Genomic DNA, 18,018 nt, shown 5'->3' on the forward strand with positions numbered 1-18,018 from the left:
GAAGGAGCAATTTCCATGAGCGAATCGATCGTGATCGTCGGCACCGCACGTACCCCGATGGGCGGCTTCCAGGGCGACTTTTCTTCTCTCGCTGCGCACGACCTCGGCGGCGTGGCCATCAAGGCGGCGGTCGAACGCGCGGGCATCTCGGCCGATAGCGTGGGCGAGGTGCTGTTCGGCAACTGCCTGATGGCAGGCCAGGGCCAGGCACCTGCGCGGCAGGCGGCCTACAAGGGCGGCCTGCCCGACAGCGCAGGGGCGGTGACGCTCAGCAAGATGTGCGGCTCCGCCATGAAGGCGGCGATGCTCGCCCACGACATGCTGCTCGCGGGCACGCACGAGGTGATGGTAGCCGGCGGCATGGAGAGCATGACCAACGCGCCCTACCTGATGCTCAAGGGCCGCGGTGGCTACCGCATGGGCCACGACCGCATCTTCGATCACATGATGCTCGACGGCCTCGAAGACGCCTACCAGCCCGGCCGCTCGATGGGCACCTTCGGCGAGGACTGCGCCGCCAAGTACAAGTTCACCCGCGAACAGCAGGACGCCTTCGCGATCGCCAGCGTCGAACGCGCCAAGGCCGCGACGAGCTCTGGCGCCTTCAAGGCGGAGATCGCCGCGGTGACGGTCAAGGGCCGTGGTGGCGAGACGGTCATCGACATCGACGAAGGCCCGGGCAAGGTCAAGCTCGACAAGATCCCGACGCTCAAGCCGGCGTTCAAGAAGGACGGCGGCACCATCACCGCGGCATCGAGCTCGTCGATCAACGACGGCGCCGCCGCACTCGTGATGATGACCGAGAGCACCGCGAAGAAGTACGGTGCCAAGCCGATCGCGCGCCTGGTTGCTCATGCCACGCATGCGCAGCAGCCCGAGTGGTTCTCGACCGCACCGGTCGGCGCGGTCGCCAAGCTCTTCAAGAAGACGGGCTGGGGCGTGAAGGACGTCGACCTCTGGGAGGTGAACGAAGCCTTCGCCGTGGTGCCGATGGCGCTGATGCACGAGCTGTCGGTGGCGCATGACATCGTCAACGTGCACGGCGGCGCCTGCGCGCTGGGCCATCCGATCGGCGCCAGCGGTGCGCGCATCATGGTCACGCTGATCCACGCGCTGCAGCAGCGCGGCAAGAAGCGCGGCGTCGCGACCCTGTGCATCGGCGGCGGCGAAGGCACGGCGGTGGCGATCGAACTGATCTGATCTCCGCGCCCCTGATTCGAGGCTGATTCGAGGGGGCACCGCTCCCTAGAATCGAAGGCTCCTCCATTCATTCTTGAGATCCAGTCCACATGCATTCGGTCTTTCATCGCAGCGCGCTGGCCGCGCTGCTCGCTACCGCCTTCGTCGCACCCGCCGCCTGGAGCCAGACGCGCGACGAGGCCCTGTTCGCTGCCGCCACGGCCGAGAAACCCGCTGTCGTCAAGACGCTGGAAAACCTCGTCAACATCGAGACCGGCACCGGCGATGCCGAAGGCATGGCGTCGGTCGGCAAGTACCTCGAAGATGAACTGAAGTCGCTGGGCTTCACGGTCACGCGCAGCAAGTCGGCCGGCATCGTGGTCGGCGACAACATCGTCGGCAAGCTCCAGGGCAAGGGCGGCAAGAACCTGCTGCTGCTCTCGCACATGGACACCGTGTACCTCAAAGGCATCCTCGCGAAGGCGCCGTTCCGGGTCGAAGGCGACAAGGCGTACGGCCCCGGCATCGCCGACGACAAGGGCGGCAACGCGGTCATCGTGCACGCGCTCAAGCTGCTCAAGGCGCGCGGCTTCCAGGACTTCGGCACCATCACGGTGCTGTTCAACACCGACGAGGAAAAGGGCTCCTTCGGCTCGCGCGACCTGATCCAGGAAGAGGCTGCCAAGTCCGACTACGTGCTGTCTTTCGAGCCCACCGGCGCGGGCAAGGAAGATCTCTCGCTCGGCACTTCGGGCATCGCCTATGTGCAGGTCAACATCACCGGCAAGGCCTCGCATGCTGGCGCGGCGCCCGAGCTGGGCGTGAACGCGCTGGTCGAGGCTTCGGACCTGGTGCTGCGCACCATGGGCATCGACGACAAGGCCAAGGGCTTGCGCTTCAACTGGACCATGGCCAAGGCCGGCAATGTCTCCAACATCATTCCGGCCGGCGCCATGCTCAATGCCGACGTGCGCTATGCGAAGAACGAGGACTTCGAGGCCGCGATGAAGTCGCTCGAAGCCAAGGCGCAGCAGAAGAAGCTGCCCGAGTCGGATGTCAAGGTGCTGGTCACGCGCGGCCGGCCGGCCTTCAATGCGGGCGAGGGCGGCCGCAAGCTCGTCGACAAGGCCGTGGCGTACTACAAGGAAGCCGGCGGTGAACTCGCCATCGTCGAACGCACCGGCGGCGGCACCGACGCGGCCTACGCCGCGCTGGCGGGCAAGCCGGTCATCGAAAGCCTGGGCCTGCCGGGTTTCGGCTATCACAGCGACAAGGCCGAGTACGTGGATACCAGCGCGATCCCCCGCCGTCTCTACATGGCCAGCAAGCTGATCATGGACCTCGGTCAAGGAAAGGAAGGAAGTCACCATGCTGCTCAGCGCCGACCAGGAAGCGATTCGTGATGCCGTGCGCGCCTTCGCGCAAGCGGAACTCTGGCCCCATGCGCCGCGCTGGGACCGCGAGCACAGCTTTCCGAAGGAGGCGCATGCCGGCCTGGCGGCGCTCGGTGCCTACGGCATCTGCGTGCCGGAAGAGGATGGCGGCGCCGGTCTCGACTACCTGACGCTGGCGCTGGTGCTGGAAGAAATCGCGGCTGGCGACGGCGGCACCAGTACCGCGATCAGCGTGACCAACTGCCCGGTCAACGCCATCCTCATGCGCTATGGCAACGCGGAGCAAAAGAAGCAATGGCTGCAGCCGCTGGCGCAGGGCCGAATGCTCGGTGCCTTCTGCCTGACGGAGCCGCAGGCCGGCAGCGACGCATCGTCGCTGCGCACCACTGCGCGCAAGGATGGCGAAGGCTGGGTGATCGACGGCGTCAAGCAGTTCATCACCAGCGGCAAGAATGGGCAGGTCGCGATCGTGATCGCGGTCACCGACAAGGGTGCCGGCAAGCGGGGAATGAGCGCTTTCATCGTGCCGACCGATGCGCCGGGCTTCACGGTCGCACGGCTGGAGGACAAGCTGGGCCAGCATTCGAGCGACACCGCGCAGATCAACTTCGATGCCTGCCGCATTCCCGCCGAGAACCTGATCGGACAGGAAGGCGAGGGCTACAAGATCGCCCTCGGCGCGCTGGAAGGCGGGCGCATCGGCATCGCCGCCCAGAGCGTTGGCATGGCGCGCAGCGCCTTCGAGGTGGCCCTGGCCTATGCCAAGGAGCGCCAGGCCTTCGGCGGCTCGATTTTCGATCAGCAGGCAGTGGGCTTCCGGCTGGCCGAATGCGCGACGCAGCTCGAGGCGGCGCGGCAACTTATCTGGCACGCGGCCAGCCTACGCGATGCCGGCCAGCCCTGCCTCAAGGAGGCCGCCATGGCCAAGCTCTTCGCCAGCGAGATGGCCGAGCGCGTGTGCAGCGCGGCCATCCAGACGCTAGGCGGCTATGGCTACGTCAATGACTTTCCGCTGGAGCGCATCTATCGAGATGTGCGCGTGTGCCAGATCTACGAAGGCACTTCGGACATCCAGAAGCTGTTGATCCAGCGCGCACTGGCCTGAGCCGGCAGACAAAGCGCGCATAACGGTGCAGCATGGTGGTCTCTTCGTCGGAGTCCGCACCATGCTCCCCTCATTGAATCCGCCGTGCTCGCCTCGTGCGGCGGCCCTCGTGGCTGTTTTGGCGGCCTTTGGCCTGCCGGCGGCGGCACAGCCCGCAGCACCGGATATCGCCACTCTGACCGCCAGCGAGGCAGCGCGGCAGATCTGCGCAGGCACGCTCAGCAGCGAGCAACTGGTGGCGGCCTACCTGGCGCAGGCCCGATCGAAGGTGCAGCTCAATGCCTTCATCACGCTCGATGAGGCCGGCGCATTGCGCGCGGCCCGTGCGGCCGACGCCGAGCGCAAACAGGGCGGCGCCTGCAAGCCGCTCGCCGGCGTGCCGGTGGCGGTGAAGGACAACATCCAGGTCAAGGGCCTGCCAGCGACCGCTGGAACGCCCGCGCTCAAGACCTTCGTGCCGCAGGCCGATGCGCCTGTCGTCGCCAAGCTGCGCGCGGCGGGCGCCATCGTGCTGGGCAAGACCCATATGCACGAGTTGGCCTTTGGTGTTACGGGCTACAACCCCGCCTTCCAGACCGGCCCTGAAATCGGCGTGCGCAACGCCTACGACAGCACACGCGTCGCTGGCGGTTCGTCCTCCGGCAACGGCGCGGCGCTCGGTGCGCGCATGGTGCCTGCGGCGCTCGGAACCGATACGGGCGGTTCGGTGCGCATTCCCTGCGCGTTCAACGGCTGTGCCTCGTTGCGTCCGACCGTCGGGCGTTATTCGCGGGAGGGCATCGCGCCGATCTCGCACACTCGCGACACCGCCGGGCCGATGGCGCTGTCGGTTGCCGACGTGGCGCTGCTCGATCGTGTGATCGTGGGCGGCACGCCGATCAAGCCCGCCAACCTGAAGCGCGTGCGCCTCGGCTTGGTGCCGGCCTTCTATGCCAACCTCGATGCCGACACCCGCGCCGCCACCGATGCGGCGCTCGCCAAGCTGCGTGCCGCAGGTGTGACGCTGGTGGACGTGGAGATGCCGAAGCTGATGGAACTCAACGGCGCGGTCGGCTTTCCGGTCGCCTTGTACGAGGCGCATGACGACATCGTGGCCTACCTCGCGAAATACCGCACCGGCGTCGACATCGCGCAGCTCGCCGCAGCGGTCGCCAGTCCCGATGTGAAGGGCACTTTCGATGGCCTGATCATCCCGCGCAAACTGCCGGCCGCCAAAGGCGTGGTTGACGCCAAACCGGCGTACGACAACGCGATGCGAGTGGCTCGCCCGGCGCTGCAGAAGCTCTACCGCGACACCTTCACGAGGAACAGGCTCGATGCGCTGGTCTTCCCGACGGTGCCGCGTGTGGCGCTGGCCGCCACTCCGGACGCCAGTAGCGCGGAGAACTTCGTGGTGCTGATCCAGAACACCGACCCTGGCAGCAACGCCGGCATTCCGGGCTTGCAACTGCCCGCCGGGCTGGGCGCCACGAGCCGCCTGCCGGTCGGCCTGGAGTTCGACGGACCGGCCGGCAGCGATCGCCAGTTGCTGGCCCTGGGTCTGGCGGTCGAGAGCCTGCTCGGCCGTCTGCCGCCCCCCAAATAGAGGAGCGTCGGTGCCAGTCAAAGGCAGGGTTTGTGCGAGGGTCTGCACAATACGTGCTGCATTCCCCGCCCAAACCCTCCATGTCCGCATCCTCTCCCAGTTCCGCCCGTGTCCCTTGCCCCTGCGGGCGCCGTGATCGCCGGGAGCTCCCGCTGGCCTACGCCCAATGCTGCGGCCGCTATGTGGACGACTTCGAGAACACCCCGGCCACGGATGCCGAATCGCTCATGCGCTCGCGCTACACCGCCTTCGTACGCGAAAGAGCCGATTACTTGCTCGCGACCTGGCATGCATCGACCCGGCCAGCCGAAGTGAGTTTCGAACCCGGCGTGAAATGGCTCGGGCTGGACGTCCGCTCGCGGTCGGTGCTCGACGCCGACCACGCGGAGGTCGAGTTCGTGGCCCGCCAGCGTAGCAGCGCCGGGGTGGCGTCGCGCCTGCACGAGCGCAGCCGCTTCGTGCGCGAGGTCGACGGTCTTCACAATCGGTGGTACTACGTCGACGGCGATCTGCACTGACCCGGCCAAGGTGATCGGATGGCCTTCATAAGGCCGTCGGATAAAGGTTTATTGCTACCGATTCGATAGCGGTCTGCAGACATTGTGTCCAGGATGGAGACAGACAGATTCCTTTTGGCGTATTTATCTTGCGCCTTGTCGCCCCCACACTCCCATGGTGCGCCGAGCGCCGAAGGCGCTCGGCAGAGGTTTCAACCAACCCAACGGCAAAGGGGCCGACATGGAGAGCACGACGACGGATCAGTTTGCGCGCTTGCTGCGGTGTGTCGCCGCGGCCCTGCCGCTCGCGTCGATGCTCCTGCTGGCGGCGAACCCCGCCGCCCACGCTGACGAACCCGCAACGCTCACGCCCTTCTCGAGCGCCCAGAGCGCGCAGGCGCCGCAGCCTTGGCGCTTCACCACCCTGCCCAACAAGGCCCCCACGCGGTTCGAGGTGGTGCAGCAGGACGGAAAGCGCGTGCTCAGGGTCGAGGCCGACCAGTCCTACGGCAACCTGGTGCATCCCACGCAGGTGCCACTGAACAGCGGCACCACGCTCGCATGGCGCTGGCGCGTCGACGAGTTCGTGCAGGACGCCGACCTGCGCACCCGTGCGGGTGACGACGGCGCGGCCAAGCTGTGCGTGTTCTTCGACTTCCCCGTCGACAGGCTGTCGGTCGGCGAACGCACCCGCCTGGCGCTCGCCCGCCGTGCAACCGGCGAAGACGTGCCCAGCGAAGCGCTGTGCTACGTGTGGGACAACAAGGAAGCGAAGGGCAGCGAGTTCATGAACGCCTTCACGCGCCGCGTGCGCATGATCGTGCTCGAGTCCGGCGCTGCAGCCAAGCCGGGCACATGGGTGGCCGAACGCCGCAACCTGCTCGCGGACTATCGCCGCGCCTTCGGCGACGAGGCCGGCAGCACCATGCCTGACGTCGTCGCCGTCGCGATCTCGGCCGATGCGGACAACACGCGTGGCCATGGCATCGCTTATTTCTCCGATCTGGATCTTCGTGGCGGACCTTCTGTGCAGGCCACCGTGAACCCGACGGAACGACCCACGCAAGGGGAATAGCCGTCTTTCGACTCCTGCAGAAAAGCTCACCGGTCCCGTGAAATCATGAATGACTTCGTCGCACTTCTCGCCAGCCAGGGTTCTGCCCTGGTGTTCGTTGCCACGCTGGCGACGCGCCTGGGCGCGCCCGTGCCGGCGGTGCCTTTCCTGATCGTCGCCGGCGGGCTCACGGTCGGAGGGCAGGTGTCCTTTCTTGCGGTGACCGTGGCTGCGGTGCTGGGCAACATCCTGGGCGACGGCGTGTGGTTCCTCGCGGGGCGGCGCTGGGGCTATCGGGTCATGCGACTGCTGTGCCGTATCTCGCTGTCGGCGGACTCCTGCGTGCGGCGCAGTGAATCGATCCTCGGCCGCTGGGGCGGCTTGTCGCTGATCGCGGCGAAGTTCGTGCCCGGCGTGTCGGTGGTCGCGCCGCCGATGGCGGGCGCGCTGGGCATGTCGAACGTGCGCTTCCTGTCCTACGAGACCGTCGCTGCGCTGATCTGGACGTTGGGCTTCCTGGTCCTCGGGCGCGTGTTCCACGCGGCCATCGAGGACGTGCTGGCGGTGCTGTCCGATATCGGGCTCGCTGCCCTGGTGATCTTCGCGCTGTTGCTCGTCGCGTTCGTCCTGTGGCGCTATCGGCAACGCCGCATGGCGTTGCGCGCCGACGATATCGAACTGATCGAAGTGCGGGTGCTGCGCGAAGCCCTGGCCGCCGGGGCCGGCCTCACGGTGATCGACGTGCGCTCCGACGAAGCGCGTGCGCTGGATGAACGCGCGATTCCCGGTGCCATCGGCATCGCACTGGCGCACCTTCCGAAGCGGCTCGGCAGTTTTTCCGATGGCCGCGAACTCATCGTGTTCTGCGATTGCCCCAACGACGAATCGGCGGTCGCCGCAGCACGAGTGTTGATGGCGGCGGGCCTGCCTCGCGTGCGCGTGCTCGCCGGTGGACTGGACGCGTGGGCCGCGGCCGAGGCTGCAGGGTCCGATGCCGAGGGGCCGCTGGCGATCACGCCGATGGCCGCCATGCGTCCGACTTGATCCTTCGCGCGGGCCCAGCCTAGAATCAGCCCCGCTCCGGGGTGCACGCAGATGCGTGCTGAGATGGCCAAGCGGCCGAACCCGCGAACTTGATCTGGTTCATACCAGCGTAAGAAGAGCTGCGACTCCATGGTGCCGGTCCGTCCTCGACGGCCGTCACCGCCCCGGAGCGATCGCGGAGCACCCGTTGTCCCACAACCAGGAGTGCCCCGCATGAATGCCATCGACAAGTTCGCGTCCCTTCTCACGCTCACGCGCGAGCCTTTTCCCGCCTCCAGCAAGAGCACCATCGCCGGCAGCCGGCCCGACCTGCGCGTGCCGGTGCGAGAAGTGTTGCTCACCAATGGCGAGCGCGTGTCGCTCTACGACACCTCCGGGCCGTACACCGATCCGGCTGCCGACATCGACGTGCGGCGCGGCCTGCCCGGCGTGCGCGATGCATGGATCTCCGAGCGCGGCGACACGGAAAGCTACGAAGGCCGCGTGCACCTCGCGCTCGATGACGGCGCGACGCATGCCGACCGCGATGCGCAGCGCATCGCCGAACTGCGCGCCGGTGCGGCCGCCCTTCAGCGCACGCCACGCCGCGCCAAGTCAGGCGTCAATGTGACGCAGATGCACTACGCGCGCCGCGGCATCGTGACGCCAGAGATGGAATACGTCGCCTTGCGCGAGAACGGCCGCCGCGAATGGATGGCCGAATACCTCGCCGACGAAGCGCGCGAGAAGCGCCTGGCCGGCAATCCGATGGGCGCGCGCATCCCTAAGATCATCACGCCCGAGTTCGTGCGAGACGAAGTGGCGCGCGGCCGCGCCATCATCCCCGCCAACATCAACCACCCCGAAGTCGAGCCGATGGCGATCGGCCGCAACTTCAAGGTCAAGATCAACGCCAACATCGGCAACTCGGCCGTGACCTCGAGCATCGAGGAAGAGGTCGAGAAGCTCGTGTGGGCCATCCGCTGGGGCGCCGACAACGTGATGGACCTTTCCACCGGCCGCAACATCCACACCACGCGTGACTGGATCGTGCGCAACAGCCCGGTGCCGATCGGCACGGTGCCCATCTACCAAGCGCTCGAAAAGGTAGGCGGCGTGGCCGAAGACCTCACGTGGGAGATCTACCGCGACACGCTGATCGAGCAGGCCGAGCAGGGCGTCGACTACTTCACCATCCATGCCGGGTTGCGCCTGCCCTTCATCCACCTCACGGCGGACCGCCGCACCGGCATCGTCTCGCGCGGCGGTTCGATCATGGCCAAGTGGTGCATCTCGCACCACAAGGAGAGCTTCCTCTACACGCACTTCGAGGACATCTGCGACATCATGAAGGCCTATGACGTGAGCTTCTCGCTCGGCGACGGCCTGCGCCCCGGCTGCGCATCGGACGCCAATGACGAGGCCCAGTTCGCCGAACTGCGCACGCTCGGCGAACTCACGCAGATCGCGTGGAAGCACGACGTGCAGACCATGATCGAAGGTCCGGGCCACGTGCCGATGCACCTGATCCAGGCCAACATGGACGAGCAGCTGAAGCACTGCCACGAGGCGCCGTTCTACACGCTCGGCCCGCTGACCATCGACATCGCGCCGGGCTACGACCACATCGCCAGCGCCATCGGCGCCGCAATGATCGGCTGGGCCGGCACCGCGATGCTGTGCTACGTCACGCCCAAGGAGCACCTGGGCCTGCCGGACCGCGACGATGTGAAGCAGGGGATCATCGCGTACAAGATCGCGGCGCATGCGGCCGACGTCGCCAAAGGGCACCCCGGTGCGCGGGCGCGCGACGATGCGCTCTCCAAGGCGCGCTTCGAGTTCCGCTGGCAGGACCAGTTCAACCTCGGCCTCGACCCCGACACCGCGCGCGAATTCCACGACGAGACCCTGCCCAAGGACAGCAGCAAGGTCGCGCACTTCTGCTCCATGTGCGGGCCGAAGTTCTGCTCGATGAAGATCACGCAGGAAGTGCGCGAGTACGCGGCACAGCGTGGCATCGACGAGACCGTGGCGGTCGAGAACGGCATGGCGGGCAAGTCGGCGGAGTTCAAGGCTGCGGGTGGGGAGATGTACATCCCGATCCAGAACGTCACGGAATGACTGCACGGGGGGTTCATTGATAGGATGAGCCCCCATGAATTCCATTCCCTTCGACGCCGTCCTCTTCGACTGCGACGGCGTCCTGGTCGACTCCGAACCCATCACCAACCGCGTACTGGCCGAGATGCTCGGCGAACTGGGCTGGACGCTCAGCGTCGAAGAGTCCATGCGGCTCTTCGTTGGCAAGGCAGTGAAGGACGAGGTCGCGCTGATCGAATCGAAGACCGGCTTCGCGATCACCGATGACTGGCTGAACGGTTTTCGCGGTCGCCGCAACGAGGCGCTGGAGCGCGACCTGCTCGCCATCCCCAACGCGGTGCAAGCCGTTCGGACAGTGCACGCCGCGCTCTGCGGGCGTATCGCCTGCGCATCGGGCGCGGACCGGCACAAGGTCGAATTGCAGCTCGACAAGATCGGCTTGCTCGACTGCTTCGCCGGCCGCATCTTCAGCGGCCACGAAACCCCCCGCTCCAAGCCTGCGCCCGATGTCTACCTGGCCGCAGCAGCGGCGCTGGGCGTCGATCCTGCGCGCTGCGCGGTGGTCGAGGACACTGTCACCGGCGCCACGGCAGGGGTCGCCGCGGGGGCGACCGTCTTCGGCTACAGCCCCACCGACCTGGGCCACAGCGGGCCTGACGCGCTGCGCGCTGTCGGCGTGGTCCAGGTGTTCACCGACATGGCGCAGCTGCCGGCACTGCTGGCCGACTGGCGTCCCGTGCTCGTCTGAGACCGCCGAGATGGGAGGCCTGCGCTTTATCTGTGGCCTCCTTATCGCGGGTTGCGTCGGGGGCTGCTCGTCGCTGCGGCCCTGGCTCAACGACCCGCTGCCCGAGAACCCGCCGCCGCGTCTGGCAGTGGCTGCCAGCTCGGGCCGCGACCCGACCATCCTGGTGGCCGTCACCCTGTCCGGCGGCGGCGCGCGTGCCGCCGCATTCGGCTATGGCGTGCTGACCGAACTCCACCGCACCCAATTCCAATGGAATGGCCGCACCACCGACCTGCTCGATGCCACGGACGTCATCAGCGGCGTCTCGGGCGGCAGCATCCTCGCGGCTTACTACGCGTCATTCGGCGCCGAGAAGCTGCCCGACTTTGAACGCGACTTCCTTCGCCAGAACTTCCAGAACAGCCTCATCTTGCAGGCGTTGCGGCCCACCAGCCTGTGGGACCTCAGCTCGCCCTGGTACGGCCGCTCCCACCTGCTCGCGCGCCGGCTCGACGAGATCTATGAGGGCAAGACCTACGCCGACATCGAGAGCCACCCAAGGCATCCCCAGCTCGTGATCGCCGCGACCGACATGTCGCTGGGCACGCCCTTCGAGTTCACACAGGACCAGTTCGAGCTGATCTGCTCGGACCTGCAGACCGTGCCACTCTCCTTCGCAGTCGCGGCATCGTCGGCGGTGCCCATTCTGCTGAGCCCGATGACGCTGAAGAACCACGCCCAGGAGTGCCGCGACCGCGGCATCGTGCCGCGGCTGGCCGTGCGCGGCCAGGGCAACTACCGCGCACGCATGTTCCGCATGCAGGCGAACAGCTACCTCGATGCACAGGCTCGCCCCTTCATCCATCTCGTGGACGGCGGCGTCGCGGACAACCTCGCCGTGCGCAGGCTGCTCGATCGCGCATTGCTCGGTGGGGGACTGCGCGAGAGCTTCGATGAGGTCGGCATTCCGCGCGGTAGCGTCCGCAAGCTGGTCCTGATCAGCGTCAACTCGGCGCGCGACCCGTCGAACAACGTCGATACCAGCGACAGGTTGCCGCGCGCCAGGGCCGTGGCTGACACCCTGCTGTTCGGCGCCGGTGCGCGTGCGGTCCTGGAAACACAGGAGTTCCTGCTCGACACCGCGCGGCAGTGGCGAGAGGACTTGAAGTCACGCAGCAGGGATGGTTCCGATGCGTTTGCGCCCGACGCGGAGATTCACGTGGTGCAGGTCAACCTGCGCGACGCCGCCGACGGTGAACTGCGGCACCGACTGCTTCAGGTGCCGACGGCGTTCTCGATCACCGACGAGGAAGTCACCCGACTGATCGACGCGGGGCGCAGCGCGCTGCAGCGCTCGCCCGAGTTCCAGGCGCTGCGCAATTCATTGAACGTCCAGGGGGACTGAGCTCAGTTGCTGGCGCGAACGGCCGCCTTGGCCATGGCGGTGATCGATTGGGTCATTGCCTTGGCGCGGCCCGACCACATCCGGGAAACGAGCTCGTCGGCGTTCTCGCTCACGGACGGATGGCTGCGGACGCGTCCCGAGGTGGCGATGAAGTCCATCAGGGCTGCGAATTCGGAGCTGTCGGTGTCGGGCACTTGCTGCATCCGTCGATGCTAGATCGCCGGATGCACCGTTCCGGGGGGCCGCAGCGCGCCGTCCGCACCGCGGGCGTGCTTATTTCACGGATCGGCGGCCGAGACTGTAACTGGCTGCGCACCGCGTCGGAAGGCGCCCGGCGTCACGCCGGCCCAATTGCGGAAGGCGCGGGAAAAGCTCTTCTCGTTGCGGAACCCCACGGCGAGCGCGACCTGCTTGATCGGCCGATCGGTGCGGCGCAGTTGGTCCGTGGCCAGTTCGTGCCGCACTTCATCCTTCAGCGACTGCAGCGAGATGCCTTCCTCCAGCAACTGGCGGTGCAGCGTGCGGGTGGAGAGATTCAGCAGCGTGGCGAGCGCGTCCGCCGTGGCGACTTCGCCCCCGCGCGTCCGCAGCAGCTCCCGCACGCGCTGCCCCAGCAGCCGATCGCGGCGGTACTGGAGCACCGTGAGCGGCAGGGCGCGTCGCAGCATCGCCCGCAGCGCGCGCTCGTCGCGCTGGAGCGGCAGGGCCAGGTAGCGTTCGTCGAAGCTGTAGCCGGCCTGGGCCGCGCCGAAATGCAGTTCGCCGCCGAACATCAACGGATAGGCGTCGCGGTGCGCCGGCGCCTCGAAGGGAAACGAGGCCGCGCTCAATGAAACCCGCGAATCGATCGCCCAGCACGCGTAGCCGTGAAGAAAGCGCAGGCTCGAGACCAGGCAGAACTCCCTGAAGTCGCCGAGCGCGCGATGCTCGGTGACGGACACGGTGGCGACGCCGCCAGCTACCGCCAGATCGAGCGTGATGTCTTCCGTCAACAGCCGGTGATGCCTGCACCAGCGCTTGATCGCCACGCCCAGGTTCGGGGAACCCAGTGAGGCGCGGCACAGCATGCCGTAGCTGCCCCAGGGGAGTCGGCGCGCGAACCAGCCGAGCGCCTCGTCGTCGAGTTGCTGCATCGCAAAGCCCGACAGCGCCTCGAACTGCGCAGCGGTGACGCGGGCCTGCGGATTTTCGAGATCATGCGGCGCGATCTGTGCCTCCGCCAGCGCCTGCACGGGGTCGACGCCGTAGCGCTCGTAGCCCTGGACGATGGCGCGCACAAAGGCGATTGGCGTCGCGGCGCGGCTGCTGTTCCGTAGCGGAGACGAAGACATGGCGGGTGCAAGAGTGTGGCGCGATCTGCAACCATTGTGGCGCCAATTGCAACGGCACTGGGCGTAAGCTGCGCCTTTCCGTGCGCGAATTCCGGCGCGCGGCCGACCCGACAGAGGAGACAACCCCATGCACGATCCCGGCCTGAACTTCGACCTGGGCGACACCATCGACTCGCTGCGCGACGCGATCCAGACTTTCGCCGCCGACGAGATTGCACCGCGCGCAGCGGCCATCGACCGCGACAACCTGTTCCCGGCCGACCTCTGGAAGAAGCTCGGCGAACTCGGCCTGCACGGCATGACGGTGAAGGAGGAATACGGCGGCACCGAACTCGGCTACCTCGCGCACATCGTGGCGATGGAAGAGGTCTCGCGGGCGTCGGCCTCGGTCGGCCTGTCGTACGGCGCGCATTCCAACCTCTGCGTCAACCAGATCCACCGCAACGGCAGCGAGGCGCAGAAGAAGAAGTACCTGCCCAAGCTGGTCAGTGGCGAACATGTGGGCGCGCTGGCCATGAGCGAGCCCAATGCCGGCTCCGACGTCGTCAGCATGAAGCTGCGCGCCGAGAAGAAGGGCGACCGTTATGTGCTCAACGGCGGCAAGATGTGGATCACCAACGGCGGAGACGCCGACACGCTGGTGATCTACGCCAAGACCGAGCCCGAGATGGGCGCGCGCGGCATGACGGCCTTCATCGTCGAGAAAGGCTTCAAGGGCTTCTCGGCCGGCACCAAGCTCGACAAGCTGGGCATGCGCGGCTCCAACACCTTTCCGCTCTACTTCGACAACTGCGAAGTGCCCGAAGAGAACGTGCTGGGCGGCGAAGGCATGGGTGCCAAGGTGCTCATGAGTGGCCTCGACTTCGAGCGCGCCGTGCTCTCCGGCGGCCCGCTGGGCATCATGGCCGCGTGCATGGATGCGGTGCTGCCCTTCGTCCACGAGCGCCAGCAGTTCGGCCAGAGCATCGGCGAGTTCCAGCTGATGCAGGGCAAGCTGGCCGACATGTATTCGACCTGGCAGGCGACACGCGCCTACGTCTATGCGGTCGGCAAGGCCTGCGACCGCAGCGACCATGCGCGCACCTTCCGCAAGGACGCGGCGGGCGCTATCCTCTATTCGGCCGAGAAGGCCACGTGGATGGCCGGCGAGGCGATCCAGGCGCTGGGCGGCGTGGGGTACACCAGGGACTTCCCGGTCGAACGGCTCTGGCGCGATGCCAAGCTGTATGAAATCGGCGCCGGCACGAGCGAGATCCGCCGCATGCTCATCGGACGCGAATTGTTCGCCGAGACAGCCTGAAGGAGTCGCCATGACCTTGACGCGCAGCATGGCGCAAGGCGCCACAGACGTCCCGCTGATCGAGCAGACCATTGGCGACTTCTTCGACGATATGGTGGCGCGGCAGGGCGACCACGAAGCCCTGGTCAGCGCCCACGAAAAGAAGCGCTACAGCTACAGCGAACTCCAGCGCGAAGCCAACAGGCTCGCCAGCGCCCTGCTGGGTCTGGGACTCGTGCCGGGCGACCGCGTCGGCATCTGGTCGCACAACAACGCGCCCTGGGTGCTGATGCAGCTCGCCACGGCGAAGGTCGGCGTCATCCTGGTCAACATCAATCCGGCCTACCGCACCTCGGAGCTCGAATACGCGCTCAACAAGGTGGCGTGCAAGGCGCTGGTCACGATGAAGAGCTTCAAGACCAGCGACTACGTCGGCATGCTGCGCGAACTCGCGCCCGAGCTGGCGGATGCGAAACCCGGCGCACTCAACGCAGCCCGCCTGCCGAACCTGCGCACCGCGGCATGGATCGGCACGCCGGCCGACAGCGGCGAGCTGCCGGGGCTGCTGCGCTTCTCGAGCCTGCTCGACAGCGGCACGCCAGACGACCCGCGGGTCGCCGCCATCGCGAAGACGCTGCAGGCGACGGACCCCATCAACATCCAGTTCACCAGTGGCACCACCGGCTTCCCGAAGGGCGCGACGCTCACGCATCGCAACATCCTCAACAACGGCTTCTTCATCGGCGAGTGCATGAAGCTCTCGCCGGTGGATCGCCTGTGCATCCCGGTTCCGCTCTATCACTGCTTCGGGATGGTGCTGGGCAACCTCGCGTGCATCACGCACGGCAGCACCATCGTCTACCCGAACGACGGCTTCGACCCGATCACGGTGCTGCAGACGGTGCAGGACGAGAAATGCACCGGCCTGCACGGCGTGCCGACCATGTTCATCGCCGAGCTGGACCATCCGCGCTTCAAGGAGTTCGATCTCTCCACGCTGCGCACTGGCATCATGGCCGGCTCGCCGTGTCCCACCGAGGTCATGAAGCGCGTGGTCGACCAGATGCATCTGCGCGAAATCACCATCGCCTACGGCATGACCGAGACCAGCCCCGTGAGCTGCCAGAGCTCGACCGACACACCGCTCGAAAAGCGCGTGTCGACCGTGGGAACGGTGCAGCCGCATCTCGAGATCAAGATCATCGATCCGGTCACTCGCGACATCGTCCCGACGGGTGTCTCCGGCGAGTTCTGCACGCGCGGCTATTCGGTGATGCACGGCTACTGGGAAGACGAGGAAAAGACCCGCGAAGCGATCGACGCAGAAGGCTGGATGCACACCGGCGACCTCGCCACGATGGACGCCGAGGGCTACGTCAACATCGTCGGCCGCATCAAGGACCTGGTCATTCGCGGCGGCGAGAACATCTATCCGCGCGAGATCGAGGAATTCCTCTACCGCCATCCCAAGGTCCAGGACGTGCAGGTCGTCGGCCTCCCCGACAAGAAGTACGGCGAAGAGCTGTGCGCGTGGATCATCCCCAAACCGGGGCAGACCGCGACCGCCGACGAGATCCGCGACTTCTGCAAGGGCCAGATCGCACACTACAAGGTGCCGAGGTACATCGAGTTCGTCACTGCATTCCCGATGACGGTGACCGGCAAGATTCAGAAATTCAAGATTCGCGAAGCGATGAAGAGCCAGCTCGGGCTCGACGAGGACCACACTGCATGAAGCTGGAGACGAAACTCAACGCCCGCTCGGCCGAATTCCAGGCCAATGCGACCGCCATGCGTGCACTGGTCGAAGACCTGCACGCGCAGTTCACCAAAGTCGAGGCCGGCGGCGGCGAGGCCGCGCGCAACAAGCACACGGCGCGCGGCAAGCTCCTGCCGCGTGATCGCGTCGCGCAGCTGCTGGACCCGGGCACGCCCTTCCTCGAAGTGGCGCCGCTCGCAGCCCATGCGATGTACCACGGCGCAGCGCCCGGCGCGGGCCTCATTGCCGGCATCGGACGCGTCAGCGGCGTGGACTGCATGATCGTCTGCAACGATGCGACGGTGAAGGGCGGCACCTACTATCCGATGACCGTCAAGAAGCACCTGCGCGCACAGGAGATCGCCGAGCAGAACCGCCTGCCCTGCATCTATCTCGTGGACTCGGGCGGGGCCAATCTGCCGAACCAGGACGAGGTGTTTCCCGACCGCGATCACTTCGGCCGCATCTTCTACAACCAGGCGAACATGAGCGCGCAAGGCATCGCGCAGATTGCCGTGGTGATGGGCTCCTGCACGGCAGGCGGCGCGTACGTGCCCGCGATGAGCGACGAAAGCATCATCGTCAAGAACCAGGGAACCATCTTCCTGGGCGGCCCGCCGCTCGTGAAGGCGGCCACCGGCGAAGTCGTCACGGCCGAAGACCTGGGCGGTGGCGACGTGCACACGCGGCTGTCGGGCGTGGCCGACCATCTGGCGCAGAACGACCTGCATGCGCTGGCACTGGCGCGATCGGCGGTCGCCAACCTCAACGCGCCAAACGGCACCGGCGAGAAACCGGCGACGACCTCGCGCACACCCGAGTTCGCCGCAGACGAACTCTACGGCGTGATCCCGGTCGACACGCGCAAGCCCTTCGACGTGCGCGAGATCATTGCCCGCATCGTCGACGGCAGCGAGTTCCATGAATTCAAGTCGCGCTTCGGCAGCACGCTGGTCTGCGGCTTCGCCGAGATCGAGGGCATGCCGGTGGGCATCGTCGCGAACAACGGCATCCTGTTTTCCGAATCGGCGCAGAAGGGCGCGCACTTCATCGAGCTGTGCTGCCAGCGCAAGATCCCGCTGGTGTTCCTGCAGAACATCACCGGCTTCATGGTCGGGCGCAAGTACGAGAACGAAGGCATCGCGCGCCACGGCGCAAAGATGGTGACGGCCGTGGCCACCGCCAATGTGCCGAAGTTCACCATCATCATCGGCGGCAGCTTCGGGGCAGGAAACTACGGCATGTGCGGACGCGCCTATTCGCCGCGCTTCCTCTGGATGTGGCCCAACGCGCGCATCAGCGTGATGGGCGGCGAGCAGGCCGCGAGCGTGCTCGCTACCGTCAAGCGCGATGGCATCGAGGCCAAGGGCGGACAGTGGAGCGCGGAGGAGGAAGAAGCCTTCAAGTCGCCGATCCGTCACCAATACGAGGCACAGGGCCATCCCTACTACGCGACGGCGCGGCTGTGGGACGACGGCATCATCGACCCCGCCGACACACGCCGCGTGCTGGCGCTGGGTCTGGCTGCGGCACGCAATGCGCCGATTCCCGAGCCGAAGTTCGGCATCTTCCGCATGTGA

Annotated in this window: 15 protein-coding genes and 1 riboswitch; of the genes, 13 read left to right on the forward strand and 2 right to left on the reverse strand. The window is 66.8% G+C overall.

The genetic code is table 11. From position 1 onward, the window contains the following. The first annotated feature begins 15 nt into the window (after positions 1 to 15). From QTI04_RS07915 to QTI04_RS07960, 10 genes are all read left to right on the forward strand, one after another. Positions 16 to 1,200: an acetyl-CoA C-acyltransferase gene (locus QTI04_RS07915; protein ID WP_286614938.1), complete on the forward strand. Its 1,185-nt coding sequence runs from the start codon at positions 16 to 18 to the stop codon at positions 1,198 to 1,200. An 89-nt stretch (positions 1,201 to 1,289) separates the two neighbouring features. Continuing rightward, on the forward strand, positions 1,290 to 2,582 hold the full coding sequence (locus QTI04_RS07920; RefSeq protein WP_286614940.1) for a glutamate carboxypeptidase: 1,293 nt from the start codon (positions 1,290 to 1,292) through the stop codon (positions 2,580 to 2,582). Beyond that, on the forward strand, positions 2,548 to 3,678 hold the full coding sequence (locus QTI04_RS07925) for an acyl-CoA dehydrogenase family protein (RefSeq protein ID WP_286614943.1): 1,131 nt from the start codon (positions 2,548 to 2,550) through the stop codon (positions 3,676 to 3,678). The genes QTI04_RS07920 and QTI04_RS07925 overlap by 35 nt, the downstream gene beginning before the upstream one ends. Before the next feature lie 61 nt (positions 3,679 to 3,739). Beyond that, positions 3,740 to 5,263 (forward strand): indoleacetamide hydrolase, encoded by a 1,524-nt coding sequence (iaaH, locus tag QTI04_RS07930; protein ID WP_286614945.1) that lies wholly within the window; start codon positions 3,740 to 3,742, stop codon positions 5,261 to 5,263. A gap of 80 nt (positions 5,264 to 5,343) precedes the next feature. Beyond that, positions 5,344 to 5,781, forward strand: a complete 438-nt coding sequence (locus QTI04_RS07935; protein WP_286600884.1) for a YchJ family protein — start codon at positions 5,344 to 5,346, stop codon at positions 5,779 to 5,781. Positions 5,782 to 6,001: 220 nt separating this feature from the next. After that, positions 6,002 to 6,835 (forward strand): DUF3047 domain-containing protein, encoded by an 834-nt coding sequence (locus QTI04_RS07940; RefSeq protein WP_286614947.1) that lies wholly within the window; start codon positions 6,002 to 6,004, stop codon positions 6,833 to 6,835. Positions 6,836 to 6,880: 45 nt separating this feature from the next. Then, positions 6,881 to 7,858 (forward strand): VTT domain-containing protein, encoded by a 978-nt coding sequence (locus tag QTI04_RS07945; RefSeq protein WP_286614949.1) that lies wholly within the window; start codon positions 6,881 to 6,883, stop codon positions 7,856 to 7,858. 27 nt (positions 7,859 to 7,885) lie between these two features. Beyond that, a riboswitch (TPP riboswitch) is annotated at positions 7,886 to 7,991 on the forward strand. A gap of 80 nt (positions 7,992 to 8,071) precedes the next feature. Beyond that, a complete protein-coding gene (thiC, locus tag QTI04_RS07950) occupies positions 8,072 to 9,958 on the forward strand; it encodes a phosphomethylpyrimidine synthase ThiC (protein ID WP_286614951.1) in 1,887 nt (628 codons plus the stop codon). Positions 9,959 to 9,992: 34 nt separating this feature from the next. Beyond that, positions 9,993 to 10,685, forward strand: a complete 693-nt coding sequence (locus tag QTI04_RS07955; RefSeq protein ID WP_286614953.1) for an HAD family phosphatase — start codon at positions 9,993 to 9,995, stop codon at positions 10,683 to 10,685. Between the two features lie 10 nt (positions 10,686 to 10,695). After that, positions 10,696 to 12,069 (forward strand): patatin-like phospholipase family protein, encoded by a 1,374-nt coding sequence (locus tag QTI04_RS07960; RefSeq protein ID WP_286614955.1) that lies wholly within the window; start codon positions 10,696 to 10,698, stop codon positions 12,067 to 12,069. Positions 12,070 to 12,071: 2 nt separating this feature from the next. Here QTI04_RS07960 and QTI04_RS07965 read toward each other — a convergent pair whose 3' ends face one another. Together QTI04_RS07965 and QTI04_RS07970 are read right to left on the reverse strand one after the other, a co-directional pair. Then, positions 12,072 to 12,272 (reverse strand): hypothetical protein, encoded by a 201-nt coding sequence (locus QTI04_RS07965; RefSeq protein ID WP_286600892.1) that lies wholly within the window; start codon positions 12,270 to 12,272, stop codon positions 12,072 to 12,074. A 75-nt stretch (positions 12,273 to 12,347) separates the two neighbouring features. After that, positions 12,348 to 13,400 (reverse strand): AraC family transcriptional regulator, encoded by a 1,053-nt coding sequence (locus QTI04_RS07970; RefSeq protein ID WP_286614958.1) that lies wholly within the window; start codon positions 13,398 to 13,400, stop codon positions 12,348 to 12,350. 127 nt (positions 13,401 to 13,527) lie between these two features. On the opposite strand from QTI04_RS07970, the gene QTI04_RS07975 reads away from it, so the two are divergent. Genes QTI04_RS07975 through QTI04_RS07985 form a run of 3 tightly spaced genes read left to right on the forward strand, consistent with a single transcriptional unit; the run spans position 13,528 to position 18,018 of the window. Further along, positions 13,528 to 14,700 carry an isovaleryl-CoA dehydrogenase gene (locus QTI04_RS07975; protein ID WP_286614960.1) on the forward strand — a complete coding sequence of 391 codons (1,173 nt, stop codon included), beginning with the start codon at positions 13,528 to 13,530 and terminating at the stop codon, positions 14,698 to 14,700. A 10-nt stretch (positions 14,701 to 14,710) separates the two neighbouring features. Continuing rightward, entirely contained in the window at positions 14,711 to 16,414 is a 1,704-nt protein-coding gene (locus QTI04_RS07980) for an AMP-binding protein (RefSeq protein WP_286614962.1), read from the forward strand. Beyond that, a complete protein-coding gene (locus QTI04_RS07985; RefSeq protein ID WP_286600897.1) occupies positions 16,411 to 18,018 on the forward strand; it encodes a carboxyl transferase domain-containing protein in 1,608 nt (535 codons plus the stop codon). Before QTI04_RS07980 ends, QTI04_RS07985 begins: the two co-directional genes overlap by 4 nt.

It is taken from the genome of Variovorax sp. J22R115 (genome assembly GCF_030317005.1).
Classification (GTDB): domain Bacteria; phylum Pseudomonadota; class Gammaproteobacteria; order Burkholderiales; family Burkholderiaceae_C; genus Variovorax.